The sequence below is a fragment of the Micromonospora sp. ATA51 genome (assembly GCF_016802855.1).
GTDB lineage: Bacteria > Actinomycetota > Actinomycetes > Mycobacteriales > Micromonosporaceae > Micromonospora > Micromonospora sicca.
In genome coordinates this window covers 1-17,953 of the sequence record NZ_JAEVHJ010000005.1, presented here as the reverse complement: position 1 = coordinate 17,953, position 17,953 = coordinate 1, and the positions used below count along the sequence as shown (strand labels likewise).

At 68.2% G+C, this 17,953-nt stretch carries 16 protein-coding genes and 1 pseudogene; 12 read left to right on the top strand and 5 right to left on the bottom strand.

Annotated features, from left to right (window positions below; translation table 11 throughout):
- Positions 1-53: 53 nt before the first annotated feature.
- Both JNW87_RS02005 and scpB read right to left on the bottom strand, forming a co-directional pair.
- Positions 54-815 carry a pseudouridine synthase gene (locus JNW87_RS02005; RefSeq protein WP_109805725.1) on the bottom strand — a complete coding sequence of 254 codons (762 nt, stop codon included), beginning with the start codon at positions 813-815 and terminating at the stop codon, positions 54-56.
- Positions 802-1,374, bottom strand: a pseudogene (scpB, locus tag JNW87_RS02000) (SMC-Scp complex subunit ScpB); the annotation flags it as partial. The pseudogene scpB and the gene JNW87_RS02005, both read right to left, overlap by 14 nt.
- On the opposite strand from scpB, the gene JNW87_RS41210 reads away from it, so the two are divergent.
- Complete coding sequence (locus tag JNW87_RS41210; RefSeq protein WP_255543319.1) at positions 1,277-1,591, top strand: hypothetical protein; 315 nt, start codon at positions 1,277-1,279, stop codon at positions 1,589-1,591. The pseudogene scpB and the gene JNW87_RS41210 sit on opposite strands and share 98 nt — an antisense overlap.
- Here JNW87_RS41210 and JNW87_RS01995 read toward each other — a convergent pair.
- Positions 1,563-2,150 (bottom strand): helix-turn-helix transcriptional regulator, encoded by a 588-nt coding sequence (locus JNW87_RS01995; RefSeq protein WP_238452848.1) that lies wholly within the window; start codon positions 2,148-2,150, stop codon positions 1,563-1,565. The two genes, JNW87_RS41210 and JNW87_RS01995, sit on opposite strands and share 29 nt — an antisense overlap.
- A 274-nt stretch (positions 2,151-2,424) precedes the next feature.
- On the opposite strand from JNW87_RS01995, the gene JNW87_RS01990 reads away from it, so the two are divergent.
- The 8 genes from JNW87_RS01990 to JNW87_RS01955 all read left to right on the top strand — a co-directional run bounded on the left by JNW87_RS01990 (position 2,425) and on the right by JNW87_RS01955 (position 11,279).
- Positions 2,425-2,772 carry a hypothetical protein gene (locus tag JNW87_RS01990; RefSeq protein ID WP_375373449.1) on the top strand — a complete coding sequence of 116 codons (348 nt, stop codon included), beginning with the start codon at positions 2,425-2,427 and terminating at the stop codon, positions 2,770-2,772.
- 103 nt (positions 2,773-2,875) lie between these two features.
- Positions 2,876-3,328 (top strand): SigE family RNA polymerase sigma factor, encoded by a 453-nt coding sequence (locus tag JNW87_RS01985; RefSeq protein ID WP_238452846.1) that lies wholly within the window; start codon positions 2,876-2,878, stop codon positions 3,326-3,328.
- 52 nt (positions 3,329-3,380) lie between these two features.
- On the top strand, positions 3,381-4,985 hold the full coding sequence (locus JNW87_RS01980; RefSeq protein WP_238452845.1) for a recombinase family protein: 1,605 nt from the start codon (positions 3,381-3,383) through the stop codon (positions 4,983-4,985).
- A 265-nt stretch (positions 4,986-5,250) separates the two neighbouring features.
- A complete protein-coding gene (locus JNW87_RS01975) occupies positions 5,251-5,928 on the top strand; it encodes an adenylate/guanylate cyclase domain-containing protein (protein ID WP_238452844.1) in 678 nt (225 codons plus the stop codon).
- 634 nt (positions 5,929-6,562) lie between these two features.
- Positions 6,563-7,048, top strand: a complete 486-nt coding sequence (locus JNW87_RS01970) for a hypothetical protein (RefSeq protein WP_238452843.1) — start codon at positions 6,563-6,565, stop codon at positions 7,046-7,048.
- Positions 7,049-8,436: 1,388 nt separating this feature from the next.
- On the top strand, positions 8,437-9,192 hold the full coding sequence (locus tag JNW87_RS01965) for a DUF2637 domain-containing protein (RefSeq protein ID WP_309233877.1): 756 nt from the start codon (positions 8,437-8,439) through the stop codon (positions 9,190-9,192).
- A 448-nt stretch (positions 9,193-9,640) separates the two neighbouring features.
- Positions 9,641-10,579 (top strand): replication-relaxation family protein, encoded by a 939-nt coding sequence (locus tag JNW87_RS01960; RefSeq protein WP_238452842.1) that lies wholly within the window; start codon positions 9,641-9,643, stop codon positions 10,577-10,579.
- 556 nt (positions 10,580-11,135) lie between these two features.
- Positions 11,136-11,279, top strand: a complete 144-nt coding sequence (locus tag JNW87_RS01955) for a hypothetical protein (RefSeq protein ID WP_238452841.1) — start codon at positions 11,136-11,138, stop codon at positions 11,277-11,279.
- A gap of 215 nt (positions 11,280-11,494) precedes the next feature.
- Here JNW87_RS01955 and JNW87_RS01950 read toward each other — a convergent pair whose 3' ends face one another.
- Both JNW87_RS01950 and JNW87_RS01945 read right to left on the bottom strand, forming a co-directional pair.
- Positions 11,495-11,974 (bottom strand): GNAT family N-acetyltransferase, encoded by a 480-nt coding sequence (locus JNW87_RS01950; RefSeq protein ID WP_238452840.1) that lies wholly within the window; start codon positions 11,972-11,974, stop codon positions 11,495-11,497.
- Complete coding sequence (locus JNW87_RS01945) at positions 11,971-15,084, bottom strand: orotidine 5'-phosphate decarboxylase / HUMPS family protein (protein ID WP_238452839.1); 3,114 nt, start codon at positions 15,082-15,084, stop codon at positions 11,971-11,973. The genes JNW87_RS01950 and JNW87_RS01945 overlap by 4 nt, the downstream gene beginning before the upstream one ends.
- Positions 15,085-15,340: 256 nt before the next feature.
- On the opposite strand from JNW87_RS01945, the gene JNW87_RS01940 reads away from it, so the two are divergent.
- The 3 genes from JNW87_RS01940 to JNW87_RS01930 all read left to right on the top strand — a co-directional run.
- On the top strand, positions 15,341-15,724 hold the full coding sequence (locus tag JNW87_RS01940) for a hypothetical protein (RefSeq protein ID WP_238452862.1): 384 nt from the start codon (positions 15,341-15,343) through the stop codon (positions 15,722-15,724).
- Positions 15,725-15,845: 121 nt separating this feature from the next.
- Positions 15,846-17,279 carry an APC family permease gene (locus JNW87_RS01935; RefSeq protein WP_238452838.1) on the top strand — a complete coding sequence of 478 codons (1,434 nt, stop codon included), beginning with the start codon at positions 15,846-15,848 and terminating at the stop codon, positions 17,277-17,279.
- The coding region (locus JNW87_RS01930; protein WP_238452837.1) for an acetamidase/formamidase family protein at positions 17,276-17,953 on the top strand (678 nt) is incomplete at its 3' end. The genes JNW87_RS01935 and JNW87_RS01930, both read left to right, overlap by 4 nt.

Sequence of the window (17,953 nt, the reverse complement as noted above, 5' to 3'; positions counted from 1 at the left end):
TCCACCTCGGCCGCGAGGAAGCCTACCCTCAGCGGTACCCGGAACGGCTCCGGTCAGTCGCCGACGGCCTTGAACAGCGCGGCGACCTCGGCGTTGGTCAGCCGGCGGGTCCGCCCGGCGCGCAGGTCACCCAGCCGGATCGGCCCGATCGAGGTACGCACCAGCCGGGCCACCGGGTGCCCCACCTCGGCCAGCAGCCGCCGGACGATGTGTTTGCGCCCCTCGTGCAGGGTCAGCTCCACCTGGGCGGTTTTGCCCAGCGTGTCCACCACCTTGAAGGACTCGACCGTCACCGGGCCGTCCTCCAGCTCCACCCCGGCCATCAGCCGCTTGCCCAGGTTGCGCGGGATCGGCCCGGCCACCTCGCACAGGTACGTCTTCGACACCCCGTACGACGGGTGCATCAGCCGGTGGGCGAGGGTGCCGTCGTTGGTGAGCAGCAGCAGCCCCTCGCTGTCCGCGTCGAGCCGCCCGACGTGGTAGACCCGCTGCTCCACGCGGTTGCCGAGGAAGTCGGCGAGCGCGGTGCGCCCCTTCTCGTCCGCCATGGTGGAGACCACCCCGCGGGGCTTGTTCATGGCCAGGTAGACCAGCCGGGTGTCGACCACGAGACGCTCGCCGTCGACGTGGATCACGGCGGTGGCCGGGTCGACCTTGTCGCCGAGCTTCGCGACCCGCCCGTCGACGGTCACCCGGCGCCGGAAGATCAGGTCCTCGCAGGCGCGGCGGGAGCCCACGCCGGCGGCGGCCATCACCTTCTGCAGGCGCTCGCCCTCGGGCGCGTCGGTACGGATGGTGCGGTCATCGCGTGGCATCGGCAAGCTCTTCTACGTCGTCGGGGAGGAACGGGGCGAGCGGCGGCAGGTCGTGCACCGAGTTCAGCCCGAGCTTCTCCAGGAACATCGTGGTCGTCCGGTACAGGAACGCCCCGCTGTCGGGTTCGGTGCCGCACTCCTCGACCAGGCCGCGGGAGACCAGCGTACGGATCACCCCGTCGCAGTTCACACCGCGGATGGCGGAGATCCGCGACCGCGTGACCGGCTGCTTGTACGCGATCACGGCAAGTGTCTCCAGCGCGGCCTGGGTCAGTCGTACCGACTGCCCGTCCAGTACAAACCGTTCGACGTAGGCCGCGTATTCCGGGCGGGTGTAGAGACGCCAGCCACCCGCCGCCCGGCGCAGCTCGAAACCGTGCCCGGCCGCGGTGTAGCCGGCGGCGATCTCGTCCAGCATCGGGCCGATCCGCTCGGCCGGCTGCTCCAGCACCTCGGCGAGGGTGAGTTCGCTGACCGGCTCGTCCACCACCAGCAGGATCGCCTCCAGCGCGCCGCGCAGCTCGGCGTCGTCCAGCTCGGGCGCCGGCTCCGGCGCGGGCGTCGCCCGCCGCCGCCCGCCGGCCGTGCTTCTTCGGTACGCCCGCGGCGGCGCCCCGCTCCCCCGGCTCCACCTGCGCCGCGGCCTCGTCCGCCGAGTCGGCCTGCTCCGCCGGCTCCCCCACCGAGTCGACGTGCTCCGCCGGCTTTCCGGCCGAATCGGCGGCGACGCCGGCCGGTCCGGTCGGGTCACCGTCGACCGCCGACGGAACCTGTGACTTTCGAGCGTTCGACGCACTCGATCAGGTGCGCGATCTGCTGGCTCATGAGCCCTCGGAAGCTCTCGTCAGCCCGCCTGAGGACGAGTTCATCCATCACGGCCACGAACGTCGTCAGGTTCGGCTGCGTCAGGATTGACTGTCGGTCCATCCGGACCGCGAGCCGCTTCTCCACCTCGTCGTCGCCGAGCATGGCGTCGGTGCGGATGATGGTTCGGGCGTAGTTCTCGGTCTGGAGCAGGCCGGGCACAAGGCTCGGCTGGTAGCAGCGCAACTGCTGTGCTTGCCGCTCGGCTTCCAACCACGGCCGGAACCAGCTCGGCTGTCCGTCCCGTTCCGCCAGCTTGAGCAGGGACGTCAACAGCCCGCCCGTGCCCAGCACCTCGTCGGCCCGCTTGAGGAGGAACCGGTCGAGCGGCCGTTGGCCCAGCTCGACCGCGGACACCTGGGAGCCGGAGAAGTGGACCAGCTTCCCGAACTCCTCCTGACTCAGCTCAGCGTTCATCCGCAGCCGGCGCAGCTGTGCCCGGATCAGCTCCGCGGTCGGCTCACCTTCCACGCTTCCTCCACGATTCTCCCGGCGTCTCCACGGCTTTCCCGCGCCGAGGGCACAGCCGACCTGACCTCGCCACGGCCGGCGTCGATGCCTTCCGAGCGTAGTTCCGTCCTCAGCAGACTGTCACGTAGCGGGCCGCCTCCGTCCGGCCCGCTGCGGGGCCGCCCGTGATCCCCCGATGCAGGGGCGGCCCCGGCTCCGTACTGCTGAAGGAGGTCGAGATGCGCAACCCATTCCACTCGTTCCGGTGCCGGACCGACAACGTCGTGTGCCGGTGATCCCCTCCGGTCCGCTTCCGGTGCCCCGCCTCGGGCCGTACCCGGACCGGCCGCGGCCGTACCCGCCGGGCCACCCGCCGCACCTGCCGATCCGCCCGCTGTGGGTGTGCCGGGCCTGCGGGCTGCCGTGGCCGTGTGCCGAGGCCCGGCTGCTCCTCAAGGTCGACTACGACGCCAGCCCCGTCGACCTGGCCATCTACCTGTCCGGGCTCTACCACGAGGCGACCCACGACCTGTTCCGGCTGAACCCGCACGACGGCCCCACCCCGCGGGAGCTGTTCGAGCGGTTCGTCGCCTGGGGTCCGTACCGGAGAGGGTTGGTCGACCCGCCGACCGGCGACCGGTGATCGGCCGAAACTTCTCATCGAGGCACGGCAACCACCGCGGCTGAGGGTGACGTCTGGAGGGGCGTCAGGATGATGCACCACCTCACCCCAAGGATCGGCTCGTGTGGACCCTCTGCTGAGTGAGTTCGACTCGTTCGTCCGTCACCGGACCCCCGCGCTCCTGCGCTCGGCCTACCTGCTCACCGGCGACCAGCACCTGGCCGAGGACCTCGTCCAGTCGGCGCTGGCCCGGACCCACCGGTCCTGGAGCCGGCTGCACGACAGCGGCAACGCCGAGGCGTACACCCGCAAGATCATGTACCACCTCCAGGTCTCCTGGTGGCGACGGCGTCGGGTTCCCGAGTCGATGCCGGGCGACCTGCCCGAGCCGCGCGGAGGCGACTCGGCCCCCGACCACGCCCAGCAGACCACCCTCCGGCTGACCCTGCGGGCGGCGCTGGCGAAGCTCTCCGCCAAACAGCGCGCCGTGCTGGTCCTGCGGTTCTTCGAGGACCGCACCGAGGCCGAGGCCGCCGACCTGCTCGGCGTCACCGTCGGCACTGTCAAGAATCGTTAGAAGCTATAGTCGATGTTGCCGGCACGAACGTCGATCTAGGGGGACGGTTCTGATGGTACGGCGTAAGGCCCGGTCGGAGAACCGGGGCCGGTTCGACACCAAGGACGCGCTGCTGGCCGGTGGCGTGCAGGTGCGGGCGTTGCGGTATCAGCGCGCGAGTCAGGACAAGAAGGAGCAGGGCAAGAGCGTCCACGACCAGGGCAAGCTGAACCTCGGGGAGATCACGAAGCGGTCGTGGACGGACGCGGGGTCGTTCACGGACAACCACCGCTCGGCGAGCCGGCGTGCGACGAAGGAGCGGGAGCAGTTCGAGTTGTTGATCGAGCAGATCCGCGCGGGCAAGGGTGACGTGCTGGTGGTCTGGGAGATCTCCCGCAAGGAACGCGACCTTGCGGTATTCGTGAAGATCCGCGACATGTGCCACGAGGTCGGCCTGTTCTTCTGGCTGGTCGGCGGGGTGCTGTATGACCTGCGGGACAAGAACGACCGGATGATGCTCGGCTTCCAGGCGGTGCAGGCCGAGTGGATGGCCGACTCGATCCGCGACAACGTGCTGCGCGGCATCGTCGGCGCCGCCGAAGCGGGTCGCCCGCACGGGAAGGTCACCTACGGGTACCGGCGGATCTACGACCAGCGCACCAAAGCCCTGCTACGCCAGGAGCCCGACACGGAGATCCGCACGGCGGTGGCGGCGGACGGGACGGTGACGGAGTACTCGCGGGCGCAGTTGGTGCGGGACAACTTCCGCAAGATCTCCGAAGGCACGCCGTTGACCGCGATCGAGGCCGAACTCAACCGACTCGGGATCCCCGCCTCCGAGGGCGGGATCTGGCGGCGGGGGATCCTGCGTAAGCAGGTGATGAACCCGGCCTACATCGGCAAGCGTGTCCTGCGCGGCGAGATCGTCGGCGACGGGATCTGGCCCGCCCTGGTCGAGGAGGAGACCTACTGGTCGGTGGTGCGGATGCTGGGCGACCCGTCGCGCACGACGACCCGGCCCGCCCGCGCGGTGCATCTGCTGTCGTACCTAGCGCGCTGCGGCGTGTGCGAGGGACCCTTGTCGTCGCAGCGGGTGAACCGGCATGGCTGGACCGGGCAGGTGTACTCCTGCCTGCACAAGCGGTGCGCCGCGGTGAAGGCCGAATTCCTCGATGAGTACGTGCAGCGCACGGTGGTGGCGTGGCTGTCGCGCCCCGACGTGTACGACATCCTTACCGCCGCCAGCGCCACCGACGAGGAGGTCGCCCACGCCCGCGCCGAAGCCCAACGGCTGCGGGGCGAGTTGGAGGACTGGCGCAAGCTCGGTGAGGACGGCGAGGTCACCGCGATCGCCTACGCCCGCGCCGAGAAAGGCCTCCTCGCTCAGATCGCCGAGCACGAGCGACGCGCCGCCGACGCCGGCATCCCCGCCGTCCTGCGCGGACGCATCGGCGACCAGGCCGTGCAGGCGTGGCAAGAACTCGGTGACGACATCCCGGTCAAGCGGGAGATCATCCGCCTGGTCGCCGACATCAAACTCCTGCGCGCCGGGTTCAAGGGCGAACGCCGCACCTTCGGCCGCCACCGTCTCGACTGGAGGTGGAAGTTCGGCCCACAGGACCAGGGGCCACCTGACCTTGGGCCGGCGGCGTCTCCGCCTAATGCCGCAGCAGCCTGAGCTGTCGGCTCTGGGGGAGCCCCCGCCGCACCGGTGTTGTCGGACCCCGTCCATAGACTTGACTGAGTGACGCGGGGTCGCGATGCGGAGGAAGCGGAGGGTGCAGGTGAGGGGCGAACCCTTCGACAACCGAGTCTTCGCGAGTCGAGTGATAGGCAACATAGGGCGACTCAGAAACGTCCGAGCTTCGACGAAAGAAGGCGTCGAACTCTCGCACGCTCAAGCGGCAGGAGTAAGCGCAGTAACCACTGGCCACCCGGATTTCATGACGCTGCCGCTTGGTGGATCGGGGTTCTGCGAGGCTGTCGCTGTCTTTATTGATCTGGAGCAGTTCACACAACGGACTTTCTGGGATCCACCGCACGAGATGGTACTACTCGCGCACGCCGTACTAGCCGAGGTTTCTCGAACGGTGGTTCAGAACGGAGGCCATGTCCTCGGGCTCCGCGGCGATGGGCTGTTCGCCTGCTTCGGTTGCGCGGAAAGCGATCCAGCTGTCGACGCAACCATTGCTCTCGCCTCCGGAGCCCAGATCATGGACGCGGTGCAGTCCACTCTCAATCCCATGTTGCAGGATTATGAGATGGAGCCGGTGCAAGTTCGCGTGGGTGCCGATTTCGGCCGTCTGGATTTCGTGCGTATCGGCACCCATGATGTCAGTGAGATCAACGTGGTCGGCTTCGCGGCCAACTTCGCGGCCAAGTGCGAGAAGTACGCGAACTCCTGGGAGTGCGTCGTAGGGGAGAAGTTCATGGAGCTTCTGGCATTAGAAGATGTAGGGCTGTTCTCGGAGCACGTTGAGTCGCCGAAGCGGTATACGCGTAATTACGAGACCAAGCGGTACAGGTTTTACGACGTCCGTTGGCGTAAGCTGCTGCCCGAGCTGGATGGGGTGACTGAGCATATCGCCGGCAATCCCACTTCCGCGATCGAGATTTTTTAGGAGCCACCTGTGACACTTCCGTCGCTGTTCCGTAAGGTAGGAATCCACGTCCCGCGCGGAGTTACGGTCGCTGGCACTGTAGTCCTAGGAGACCGGCAGATGCAGTCAGTCAGCTCGGCCTCGCCACTCGCAACAATGCAACCTCATCGATTTCACGGGGGTGATGACCCTGCTCCGGCGCGCGATGACATGGGAAGCGCATGGTGGGTTGAGTCTCCAGAGAGTAAGGCGGACGACGTCGCCGACATGCGGAAACACTTCGCAGAAGTGATGGTGCTTGACGACGACAACGATCTTGCGTACGGAGTTACGCTCGATACGGGTCGCGGCAAGTATGAGCTGCTTATTCTTCCTCAGATCGATGGGTCACTGCCTAGCGTTGTCGCCGTGAAGCCTAAGCGGCTCGGCCGGAATGAGGGTAGGAGTTTTCGCGCCGCTCCGCACCTGTACCTTAGCGGGGCGCTTTGCATTGCCGACCGGTCCGACTGGGAGGGGAAGGGCTACCAAACGAGCGTGGCGGGCGTGTGGGCGGCGCATTGGCTAGCCTGCTATACCGCTTGGAGAATGAACGGAATTTGGCCCACGGAAGGCTACGAGCCGCGTAGTGTTTAAGCGACAGTCGAGCGCGCCAAAGGTGCAGCCGGACCGAAATGATGGAATTTCTGCTATCGCCTTCTATGGCAACTGGATCATCAACGCCGATACCAAAATTGGTTTTCTTGCGACCGGCCTGACGGCGCTCGGTGCGGCGGGGGTCGCTCAGTTGCGGAAATTCATCGAGAGCGCCCCCTTCGATGGTTGGCATGATTTTTTTGCGGGGCTCTTGGTGCTCCTGGCGCTTGCCGGGATTGCGGTGGGTGCAGTCTTCTTAGTGTCGGCCCTCACCCCTCGCACGGCAGCGCCCGCTGGTTTCAGTCGCTACGCCTACCCGTCACTCGCGACCCAGCCCCCAGGGTTCGTCCCTGCTCTCGATGCAGATCAGCAGCGAGAGGAAGCCTGGATTCAGGCGCGCGCGCTGTCCGTTATCGCGATGAAGAAGCTCACCTTCTTCCGGAGAGGCCTCTACGCCTTCGCCGTGTCTGCGCCAACTCTTGGAATTGCTGCAATCTTGATCCGTTGACTCAGTAGTCTCGTTTAAGGTCAAGCCGCGGCCACCGCGCCATGCCGGCAGCACGCCCCACTTCAGCGACTAATAAAAGATTAATCGGCATGAATGCACGAGCTTGACCGCCAGTTGCCGAGACGCCAGCGGCTGCATGGGGAGTTGGAGGACTGGCGCAAGCTGGGTGACGGAGGCGTGGTCACCGCGATTGCCTACGCCCGTGCCGAGAGGGGCCTGCTGGCGCAGATCGTCGAACACGAGCAACGCCCCGCCGACCCCGGCATGCCCGCCGCGCTACGCGGACGCATCGTCAGGCGGGAGATCACTTGCCTTCTCGCAGACAGCAAACGGCTGCGCGCCGGGTTCGAGAGTGAACGGCCGCACGTTCGGCCGCCACCGCCTGGACTGGCGGTGGAAGTTCGGCCCGCAGGACAAGAACGCGGCCTGAGTGTCGGTCGGGCGACCGAGAGTAGAAGTCGGTGGGCGACTTGAGGCACCGACTCGCACTACGCGACCACATTTGGAGATCGGCGTCCCAGCAGGCGACCATCCCGCAAAATTTTTGTCCGCTACTGGGTAGACGTACACGGACCGCGATGGACGCGGGCGACTTCTATAGCACCCAGCCGGACTGACGGCAATACTCGACGGCCGATCCGACAAAAATTGGTGGTTGACTCCGGCGGGTTCCCGGGGCGTAATGGAAGGACGTTCCCGCAGCGCCGGCTGGCGCGGTCGGCTACAGACTCAGCGGGCAGGCACCCCCTCCGGGGGTGCCTGCCGTTGCTGGTGCCGACGTTGCCGGGGTACGCCGAGTGATGGGAGGACCCCATGAAGGATCGTCCGTCGGCGAGTTGAGCCGCCGCACCACCTGAGGGCTTCTGCGCTGTCGGTGGTGGTTCTGATCTTTTGTGGCTCCGCTTGGCCGTCTGCCCTGTGTCCACGCTGTTGACCGAGACCTGCTGTGCGGGTCGCGGCGACGCCTGCTTGCCCTGGTGCCTGCCCCTGCGTGGGGTCTGGCGTGTTCGTTGACTCGACCATAGTGACTTCTGTCGTCCCCTGCTACGCAAGGGGTCCGCCCGGCCGGGCGTCACCCGGCAGGGTCGCGCCTGCCCCCACCCCGGGCGGGCAGGCGCGACCCGGCCAACCCCGACTGTCCGCACTGGAAACTTACGAACCCATCTTGGAGAAGATCGTGATTGCACACGACATCATCCCTTCGGGCCCGGCGGTCGCAGCCGTCGCGCCCACCGTCCCGGTCCACCTCCGGGCGATGACGCCCCGTGCGGCGTCGCCCGGGCCAGCCGGCAACAGGTGGTGGGCCCTTGGCGACACGTGAACACCGACGCCGCGACTCGCCCGGCGCGACAGGGTCGGGGCGGCAGCAACTGGAGGACCACGCCCAAGTGGCGATCATGCTGCTGATCGGCGGGGCGGCCGGCGCGGCGTCCTTCACCCATGTCCATGACGTTGCCGCCGCGCACGGGCAGCCGGGCTGGCTGGCCTGGGCCGACGCGATCGTCCTGGAGTTGACCTCGATCGCCGCCGGCCTGGAGTTACGCCGCAACCGGCGCCTGGGCAAGAGCATCGCCTTCCCCGCCACCATGCTGACTGCGGCGGTGCTGCTGTCCCTGGCCGCACAGGTTGTCGAGGCGGAGGCCTCGGTGATCGGCTGGATCGCCGCCGCTCTGCCCGCGCTCGGCTTCCTAGCGATGGTGAAGATCGCCCTTGGCCGCGCCGACCCCACCCCATCCCACCCCAGCGTCCGGCCCGCGCCGGCGGAGCCCGGACCGCCGCTGAGCGTCGACGCGTCGGTCCCGGAACACCGCGGACCGGCCCCCGTCACCGCTGCCGCGGTCCAGGACCGCACGACCACGATCCCCGCCGTAGTGGACCAACCTCCGGCGGTCCCGGACCGTCCGGACAGCCAGCCGTCGACCGACGATGACGGTCCGGAGGTCGCCGCGCTGGTCCCGGCCGCCCGGACCGCCGCTGACACCCTCACCGTCGAGGGGACACGGCTGTCCCGCAAGGCCCTCGCCCACCAGCTGCGCGCGGACGGACACCAGTTGTCCAACGCCACCGCCTCGGCGCTCGTGCGCGTCCTGCGCGCCGAGACCACCGCATCCGTACCGGAGCTGTCACCACGGGAGGCCGCGTGACAGAACCCCTACTTGCGGCTTCTGTCAGACCGAGCCGCCGCTGTCAGACCAGGGTGCGGTGCCTGTCAGCAGATCCGCGAGCTGACAGAACCTGACCGGACCTGTACCTGCGCTGCAACCCGACGCAGCGGCGAGCGCACCCGCCTCACGCCCACCTGCACCCCTGACCTTGGAGCACCAACGATGAAGACCCCGCATCGCGAACGTCACCCGCGTCGCCGGTTCCGTCACCGGCCCCACTCACCCATACCTCAACGGCGTCACGGCGGACCCGGTGTGCCCGGCGGTGTCGCAGTCAGCGCCGATCTCCGTTGCACCGTCCGCCTTGATCCTGACCCCCAACCTGACCCCCCACCGCCGCTCGCAGCCCAGGTCAGCGCCGCTTCCAGCGGGTCGACGCCGCTCCAGACAGACCCTCCACTCTGGGGTCTCCCCCCTGGGGCCGCCCATGCGTAAACAACAAACATCGGCGGATCCGCTGCTGCGACTGCAGGCCAGCATCACCGCCCGCGACGACCGGCTCCTCGGCTGGCTCTATGACCACGGCGTACTCACCACCGACCAGATCGCCGCCGCCCTGTTCCCGTCCCTGGACTTCACCCAACGCCGCCTACGCCGCCTCACCCTGCTGCGGGCAGTCGACCGGTTCCGGCCCAACCGGGCGTACGGCGGGTCCTACCCCTACCACTACGTCCTGGACCAACTCGGCTACGACCACGTCCACGCCCAACGCGGACTCGGACGACCCCGCCGGGACCAAGCCCGCCGCCGCAAACACTCCCTCACCCGCCGACCGGACCTACCGCACCTGCTCGGCGGCAACCAGGTCTTCATCGACCTCGCCGCTCACGCCCGCACCCACCCCGACGGCGACCTGGTCCGCTGGCAGCCCGCGTCCGCCTACCACGAACCCGGCGTCCTCTACCGCGAAGGCGGCAACCCGCAGATCATGATCGGCGGAGCCAGCGGTTTCCCCCGCCCGGACGGCGCCGGGGTATGGACCGAGCACGGACGGTCCGTGCCGTTCTTCCTCGAGTACGACACCAGCGGTGAACACCTGCAGGTCCTCATCGACAAGGTCATCAAATACGAGCGGCTGTACACGATGAGCACCTGGGCGTGGCCAGTGCTGTTCCACCTACCCTCCGCCCGCCGCGAGGCGAACCTGCACCACCGCCTCGCCGCCGTCCCCGACCTAGCCACAGTCATCGCCACCACCACCGCCGAACTGCGCACCGCACTCGCCGCCAGCCCCGCCCACCAGATCTGGCAACTCCCCGGCCGCGCCGGCCGTCACCGCCTCATCGACCTGCCCTACACCGACACCGACCACGACGACGAATACCCCACCCAGGACCAGCCGGCCCAGGGTGAGCGGGCTGCCTGATGAGGCCGGGCGGGACACGCGGCGCGTGCGCCCGGCCGGTGGGCCTCACACGCCGCCGAACCCACCCACACCCGCCCAACCCCGGGGCGACGATCTCGCCCGCCGTACGGGCGGGCACCGAGGCGACGGGAGCGGACTGCGCGTCGGTAGAGCTGTCAGAGTCTGTCAGCCGTGCTGTTCGGTGCCCGCGCCCGCACTTACATCAGCGGCACGCCGCTGTGAGTCGCTGTGAGTGGCGCACGTCTTCAAGTCCGCGGCCACCAGAGGTACCGTCCGCAACCCCTCACCGCACGCCGACCGCCGCCGACTCCAACTGGCGGAATCCGGCGATCGATCTTCAACCACTTCCTACCACCGAGAAGGAGATGCCCATGGACCCACACCACACCCTCACGCCACGAGCCGTCCTGGGAGGGACATGGCCACACGCCGTGACCAGAGATCACGCGCGAACACACCACACCCGCCGCCGACCCCGCCCACGCGGACAGCCGCCGGCGAGGCCCCGACCGCACACGCCGACTCCGAACCTGCCGTTCTGCCGGGGACGCTGTCGATGGCCCGCTACCTGACCGACCCCGACACCGAGACCGAAATCCAAGCCTTGGCCGCCGAAGCCGGCCTCCCCACCGTCGATCAAGCCGCCACACTCGCCCGCCTGCTTCGCCTGCATAAACCCGCACCGCCACGCGCCGCGTGACCTGCGTCCGTCCCCACGGGGCGGGCGCAGGCCGCTTCACCCGAACGCTAACGATCGTCCAAGCACTGCATCGCTGCGGCGTCCTTTGTCGCGCCGCCCACGCCGCCCACGGTCTGTCGCCGTCTTCCCGACGTCGGGATTCGGCGATGTTCAGCGACTTCCGACGTCTGGCAAGGAGATGCCCAGGGCTCGGCACTTGGGCGGGCCACTTGTCGCTAGGCGCTGATCGATCGCTCATACACCGCGCGGTGCTTTCCTGGCCCCTTGTAGTCGTAGATCACGGCCACGCCAGCCTTGGTCGTGTCTCCGGCAACGTTGCTGAAGCCTAGAGCGAGCCACGCTCTGTGCGCGGCGTAGTTGTCGGGTTCCGACGTGAGGAAAAGACGCCGGCATCCCCAGACAGAACCTTGCCGATGAACTTTCTCTACGAGCGCCCGCGTGATTCCTTCGCGGCGGTGGCCGGGGTGCGTCATCACGTCTTGCAGGTAGATCTCTGAGGGGTCGACCTGGCTTCGGAAGGCGATCACGCTGCCGGCGACCTGCCCGTCGATGATGGCGAGTGGGCAGGTGTTGGCGAACAGCGTGGCGTACAGCCAGTAGTCCGATGAACTCCGTAGCCTGATGTACGGCTCTCCCAACGCCAGCAGTTTTTCGAGGTCGGGGATCCGGTCGACCGTGAGCGGTGTGATGTTCATGAGCGGGGCCCTCCGGTGAGTTCGATCGATGCGGCGAGGTCCCGCGCGGCGGCAGCGGGGTCCAGGGAGTCGGTGACTCCGCGACCGACGACGAGGATGTCCCACGAGCGTCGTCGGCTGGCTTCGACGTCGGTGGGTTCGAAGCCGCCGGAGACCGCGACCGGCAGCTTGGTCCACGACCTGATGAGTTGCGCCTGGTCGAGGGGATGGAAGCCGGCTACGCCCAGGTCGATGTTCGTGGTGATGGCGAACCCGTCGACTCCTGCGCGTTCCATGTCCTGGACCCAGCCCTGGATCAGCCGGCCCTCGGGCACGTCGATCATGATGGGGACGCCCAGGCGTCTGCTCGCCTCGACCGCTGCGGAGACGCTGGCGATGCTGGCGGGTCCGATGAGCAGCACGACGTCGGCTCCGGCCTCGGTCGCGAGGACCACCTGGTCGCGTCCCCAGTCTGCGGACATCATCTCGGCGACGATCCACGCACCAGGGGTCCGCTGCTTGATGGCACTGATGGCCTGGACGCCGACGCTCTTGATGAGCGGATCGCCGATCTCGATGAATTGCACTCCAGCGCTGGCGGCGGCCTGCGCGACGGCGATGGCGTGGTCGATGTCGCGGACATCGAGTGCAACCTGAAGGGCGCGTCCGCCTCGGAGACGCCGGAAGGCTTCCTTGCTGATGCCTGCGGCTGCGCTCGTGGCGATGTCGTGTCGGTCGAGCAGGTTGGCTTCGGTGCGAACGAGCCAGTCGGACGAGGCGACGCCCTGGCTGATCAAGGCGGACTGGACGTTCGCGGGTAGCCGCATGGCACCGGTGCGAATCTCTCGGAGTAGGCCGAACAGGGCGCTGCGAGAGGAGTCCTCGTCCTGGAGCGGTTCCCTGCCGCACTTCAGTAGGAGCCGCTGCGCGGCGATTCGGACGTTTCGAGGGCCATGACGCCACGCTCCTTGGCCCTGGATGACCAGGTCGGCGGCCGAGTCGTCGTCTCCAACTCTGATGGACAGCCCTTGGAGGAGGCGTTCGCGGACATGCCAGTTCCGGTCTTCGAGAAGCGCGGCCAGTAGGTGTTCCAGGCCGGGTGCGGTCGACCGGCCGGCGGCTTCGGCGACAGCGGCGCGGACCTTGTAGTCGCGGTCCGCAGCCAACGACTCCATGATCGAGATCATCGTCTGGTGTGTGATCGCGTGGCCCGCGCGGATCCCTTCGGCGAGGGCGGCGCGGGCCCGCCAGTCGGGGTGGGCCAGAAGTGCCTTCAGCTCCTGGGAAGTGCCGTCGTCAGCGGCGAGGAAGACGTAGAAGTGCCGGGCGAGGAACACCGCGTCCTCTACGGTGTCGAGTTGCGCGAGACGGACGAAGTCGTGGACGGCTGCGACAGGCAGCTGCGTCTCGACGCACGCCACGATGTCGGACCAGACTGCCGGCCCGAAGCGGCGCAGTACCCGCAGCATCCATCGGGGGTACTCCGAGCCCAGTGCCGTGGCGGCTGCGTTGGTGTGCAGGAGGGCTCTGGCGAGCGGTAGGCCATTGTCGTGCAGGCACCGGGAGGCGCACACGCGCAGCACTTCGGCGGTGGCGAAGGCTGGGCTTTCGCCGGTGAGTTCGAGCATCAACGGCAGCGTTTCGGTGATGCTGAGAGACGGTGACTGAGCGACGGCCGCCAGCAGCTCCGGTGATGTCGCATCCAAGCCCTGCAGCAGGAATTCCAGGACGCCTCGCAAGTCGCCCGACAGGCTCGTGCGAGCAGCAAGGTCGTTGAGCAGCTCGATGGTGACGGTCGAGCGTCCGTGAGACTCGATGAGCTGGGCGAGCCACCGTGCGAAGAGATACTCACGAATCACGTCGTGATGGAACGTCAGGCTGCCGGACGGGCCGGACCGCACGAGTCTCGCGATCGGGGAGGCGGTGAAATCCCCGATATTCCCTGGCGGGTCGGCTTCGATCGCAGGAAGCAGAGGGTGCGGCCATGCCGCAGCGAGCTGCCTCCGCGCGAGTGCCGTCAGGTCCGCCGTCGCGCGGTCGACGTCCAGGCTCGCCGCCTTCAAGATCGATGCGACGCAGAATTCCATGAGCCGGTAGGCGTTGGGTTGCCCGAGCGGCTCGGTCGACTTGGCGGCCCGGATGAGGCTCATGTACAGCGGCAGGCGGACCAGGTTGCGAATCCTCGGAGGCAGGGCGTCGAACGGAGGCTCATCGGAATGCCGCTGCGCGTTCCACACCTCCCGGGCGGTGCGGGCGTCCCAGCGGTCCAGCCGCAGCGACGGCTCGGCACCCTGGTCCTGACCGGGCATGACCGCTGCCGATAGGACGGGGTAAGGCGCGAACTCGATCTCCGGCGGTGTGCGCAGTACGAGGAGAAACCTCAGGTTGTCCGAGAGCACCTGCCGCAGCGTGCTGTCGAGCTGGCGGCAGACCTTGTCCACCACGGCGCGGGACTGCGGGCTGTCGATGACGACGAGCAGCGGCCGGGACAGGTTCCGGCTCTCAACTTCTAGAGTCAGCAGGGGATCCTCGCCGGCCGGCTGGGAGCCGTAGCGGAGTATCTCCCGCGCCAGGTCGATGTCCTCGGTCCACGAGTCCGCGGTCAGCAGCTGAACAGCTACTGCGGGGGCCCGCGACGCCAGGTGGCGGGTGAAGTTGGTCTTGCCGCAGCCTGGAGGGCCCGTGATCAGGTAGACGCGCGCGGTCGAGGCGAGGAAGTCCGCAACCAGGCGCTCAACGTCGGCCGGGGGTGTGTACACGAGATCATCGGGGTGTTGGCCACCGAGCGCCGCGAGGACGGCGGCCGTCCGTTCTTGGGAACAGGTACCGAGATCTTGCCTCTTGGGCCGGCTGCCGTCGGGCGGCACGGGTGAGGCGCTCGGATCTGCGGTCGGTGACGCCTTGAGGGACTGGGCGAACCGCTGCTTGACCTCGGTCGGCGACCGTGCCAGATCGACATCGAGCATCTGCTGGGTCTCGTACCGCATGCGGGTCGCGGAACCGCGCTTCTCCCAGTTGGAGACGGCCGCCGGGTTGACGCCCAGGTGCTCGGCGAATCCGCGCACGCTCATGCGCAGAGCCAGGCGTAATGCTTTTGCCTCGCGGCCGGTCCACCGCCGTACCGTCTCCACGGGAGATCCCCCAGGCTATGCACTCAGCGTCATTGTCGGAGTCGGCAGCGTAGTAGACGACGGCGGGCGCAGACGAGCTGAAACTAGGACAACACTAGAACGTCCACGCGTCGTCAGGGGATGGGCCGGACCCGCAGGCTGGTCGCAGAGAAAACCACGGCGATGGATTGGGCGATTCAGACTTCGCGCCACCTCCACCGCTGTGGCCAGCCCTCGCGTTTGCGAGCAGCGGTGATGGTGGAGGCGCCCCGTGGCCATGGACGTGCGAAGCGACATCGTGCGCGATCGCGTTCGCCGTGTCGCATCCGGCCGCAGCGGTGAACGGCCGGCACAGCCCGAACCGCCTGTCTCGGGGGCCTTCATCCTTGAGGGACTGCTGAGCTGCCGCAGTTGCGGCATATCGCTGCAGCCCGTGCGGATGCTCGGTCAGCCTGCCTACCGAGGGCCCTGCGGTTGTCGGCTCACCGCCGTGGATGCCGAGGACATCGAACAGCTCGTCCTGGAGGCGGTGGCGGCGCCGGCGCCGAGGTTGGTGGCGGACGCGGCGCCGGAGGAACTCGGCGGCATTTTCCGCCGCTTGTTCGTCGCCGTGCGGGTCGGGGGCTGCGCTCAGGACTTGTCCATCGTCTGGCGCCTCTAGCAGCCGATCCAGCAACTCCGGGCCATGCGAGTGCTTCCCGAGCCGATGCCGTCGTTCGGCCAGCTCCACCACCGCTAGGAGTGCGCCGGCACCGAGGACCGACAGGAAGGAACGAGACAACATGTACACCAGGCAGACAGCGCCTCCACCGGAGATCGGCGTGGCGCAGGTGCCGCCGGACTCGTCGCGGTTCGGGTACCGACCGGAGCTGCGCCGCTCACTCAGCTTCGCTGACCTGCTCTTCTACGGGTTGGTGTTCATGGTGCCGATCGCGCCGATGGGCATCTTCGGATCCGTGTACGCGGGTGCCGGCGGGATGGTCGCGCTGGCGTACGTCATCGGCATGGTGGCGCTGGTGTTCACCGCCGCCTCGTACGCCCAGATGGTCAGGGCGTTCCCGCTGGCCGGCAGCGTCTACAACTACGCGGGGCGAGGAATCGGCGCACCGGTCGGCTTCCTCGCAGGCTGGGCCATCCTGCTGGACTACGTGCTGGTGCCGAGCCTGCTGTACCTGATCGCGGCAGTGGCGATGCACGCCACCGTGCCAGTCGTTCCGGTCTGGGTCTGGCTGGTCAGCTTCGTGCTGCTCAACACGGTGGTCAACTACCGGGGAATCCGGATGACCGCCCTGATCACCCGCGTGATGCTCATCGGCGAGGTCATCGTCCTGGTGATCTTCCTCGCCGCAGCCGGTCGTGCTCTCGCGCAGGGCAAGGGACAGGGCTTCTCCTGGACGCCGCTCTACAACCCGGACACCTTCACCTGGGCGCTGGTGTTCGGCGCGGCGTCGATCGCCGTGCTCAGCTTCCTCGGCTTCGACGGCATCTCTATGCTCGCCGAGGAGAACAAGGGCGGCGCGGGACAGATCGGCCGAGCCATGGCCGCAGCGCTGGGTGTCGCCGGACTTCTGTTCATCACCCAGACCTGGATGGCCGCTCTGCTGGTGCCCGACCCCGGCGGCCTGCTCGCAAACGGTGACCCGGACGGGACGGCGTTCTACGACGCCGCGCGGCTCGCCGGTGGGCCCTGGCTCGCCACCCTGTGCGCGGTCGCCACCGCCGTCGCCTGGGGCGTGGCGAACTCCCTCGTCGCTCAAGTCGCCACCTCACGGCTGCTGTACGCCATGTCCCGCGACCGGCAACTGCCGAAGTTCCTCGCCACGGTGTCGGTACGCCACAGCGTGCCCACCCACGCCATCACCCTCACCGCCGTCGTGTCGCTGGCCATCGGCCTCTACATGAACTGGCGCACCGACGGCATCACGCTGCTGTCCAGCCTGATCAACTTCGGCGCGATGACCGCGTTCCTCGTACTGCACCTCGCCGTCGTCTGGCACTACCTGGTCCGCCGCCGCAGCCGCAACTACGTCGCGCACCTGATCCTTCCGGGAATCGGGTTCACGATCCTCGCCTACGTCGCGGTCAACGCCAACGTTGCCGCTCAACGCCTCGGCTTCGTCTGGCTCACTCTCGGCATGCTGACCCTGGCAGGTCTGTACGCCGCCGGCCGCCGGCCCAAGCTGTCCGGCCTCTCAGGCGGACGGGGGTCGGTATGACAAGCACGGTCACCTACCAGCCGACCGAGGACGAGCTGCGCTACACCTTCGGCGGCGGTCCGGCGGTCGCCGAGATCAAGCCTGGCAGCCTCCTGGTCACCAGCACCGAGGACTGCTTCGGCGGCGCCGTCCGCACCGTTGACGACCTGCCCTCGAAGGTGTGCCAGGCGTTCAACCCCGTCACCGGCCCCTTCCACGTGGCCGGCGCGGAACCCGGCGACACCCTCGCGCTGCACTTCGCGGCCATCACCCCCGCCCGCGACTGGGGCATGTCCGCCACCTTCCCGCACTTCGGAGCACTGACCGGCACCCACACCACGGCGATGCTGCACCCGCCGATCGAGGAAAGGGTGTGGCGCTACACCATCGACACCACCGCCGGCACCGTCACCTACCACGCCCGCCGCTCCGACCACGCGATCGTCATGCCCCTGGAGCCGATGCTCGGCACCGTAGGAGTCGCCCCAGGCGGCGGGGAAGCGCGAGCCACGATCGTGCCCGACGCGCACGGCGGCAACCTTGACACCCCGGAGATCCGCCCAGGAGCCGTCTACCTCGGCGTCAACGTACCCGGCGCGCTGTTCGCCATCGGCGACGGCCACGCCCGCCAAGGCCAGGGCGAGGTGTGCGGCGTCGCGGTGGAGACCGCCATGAACGTCACCATCGCCGTCGAC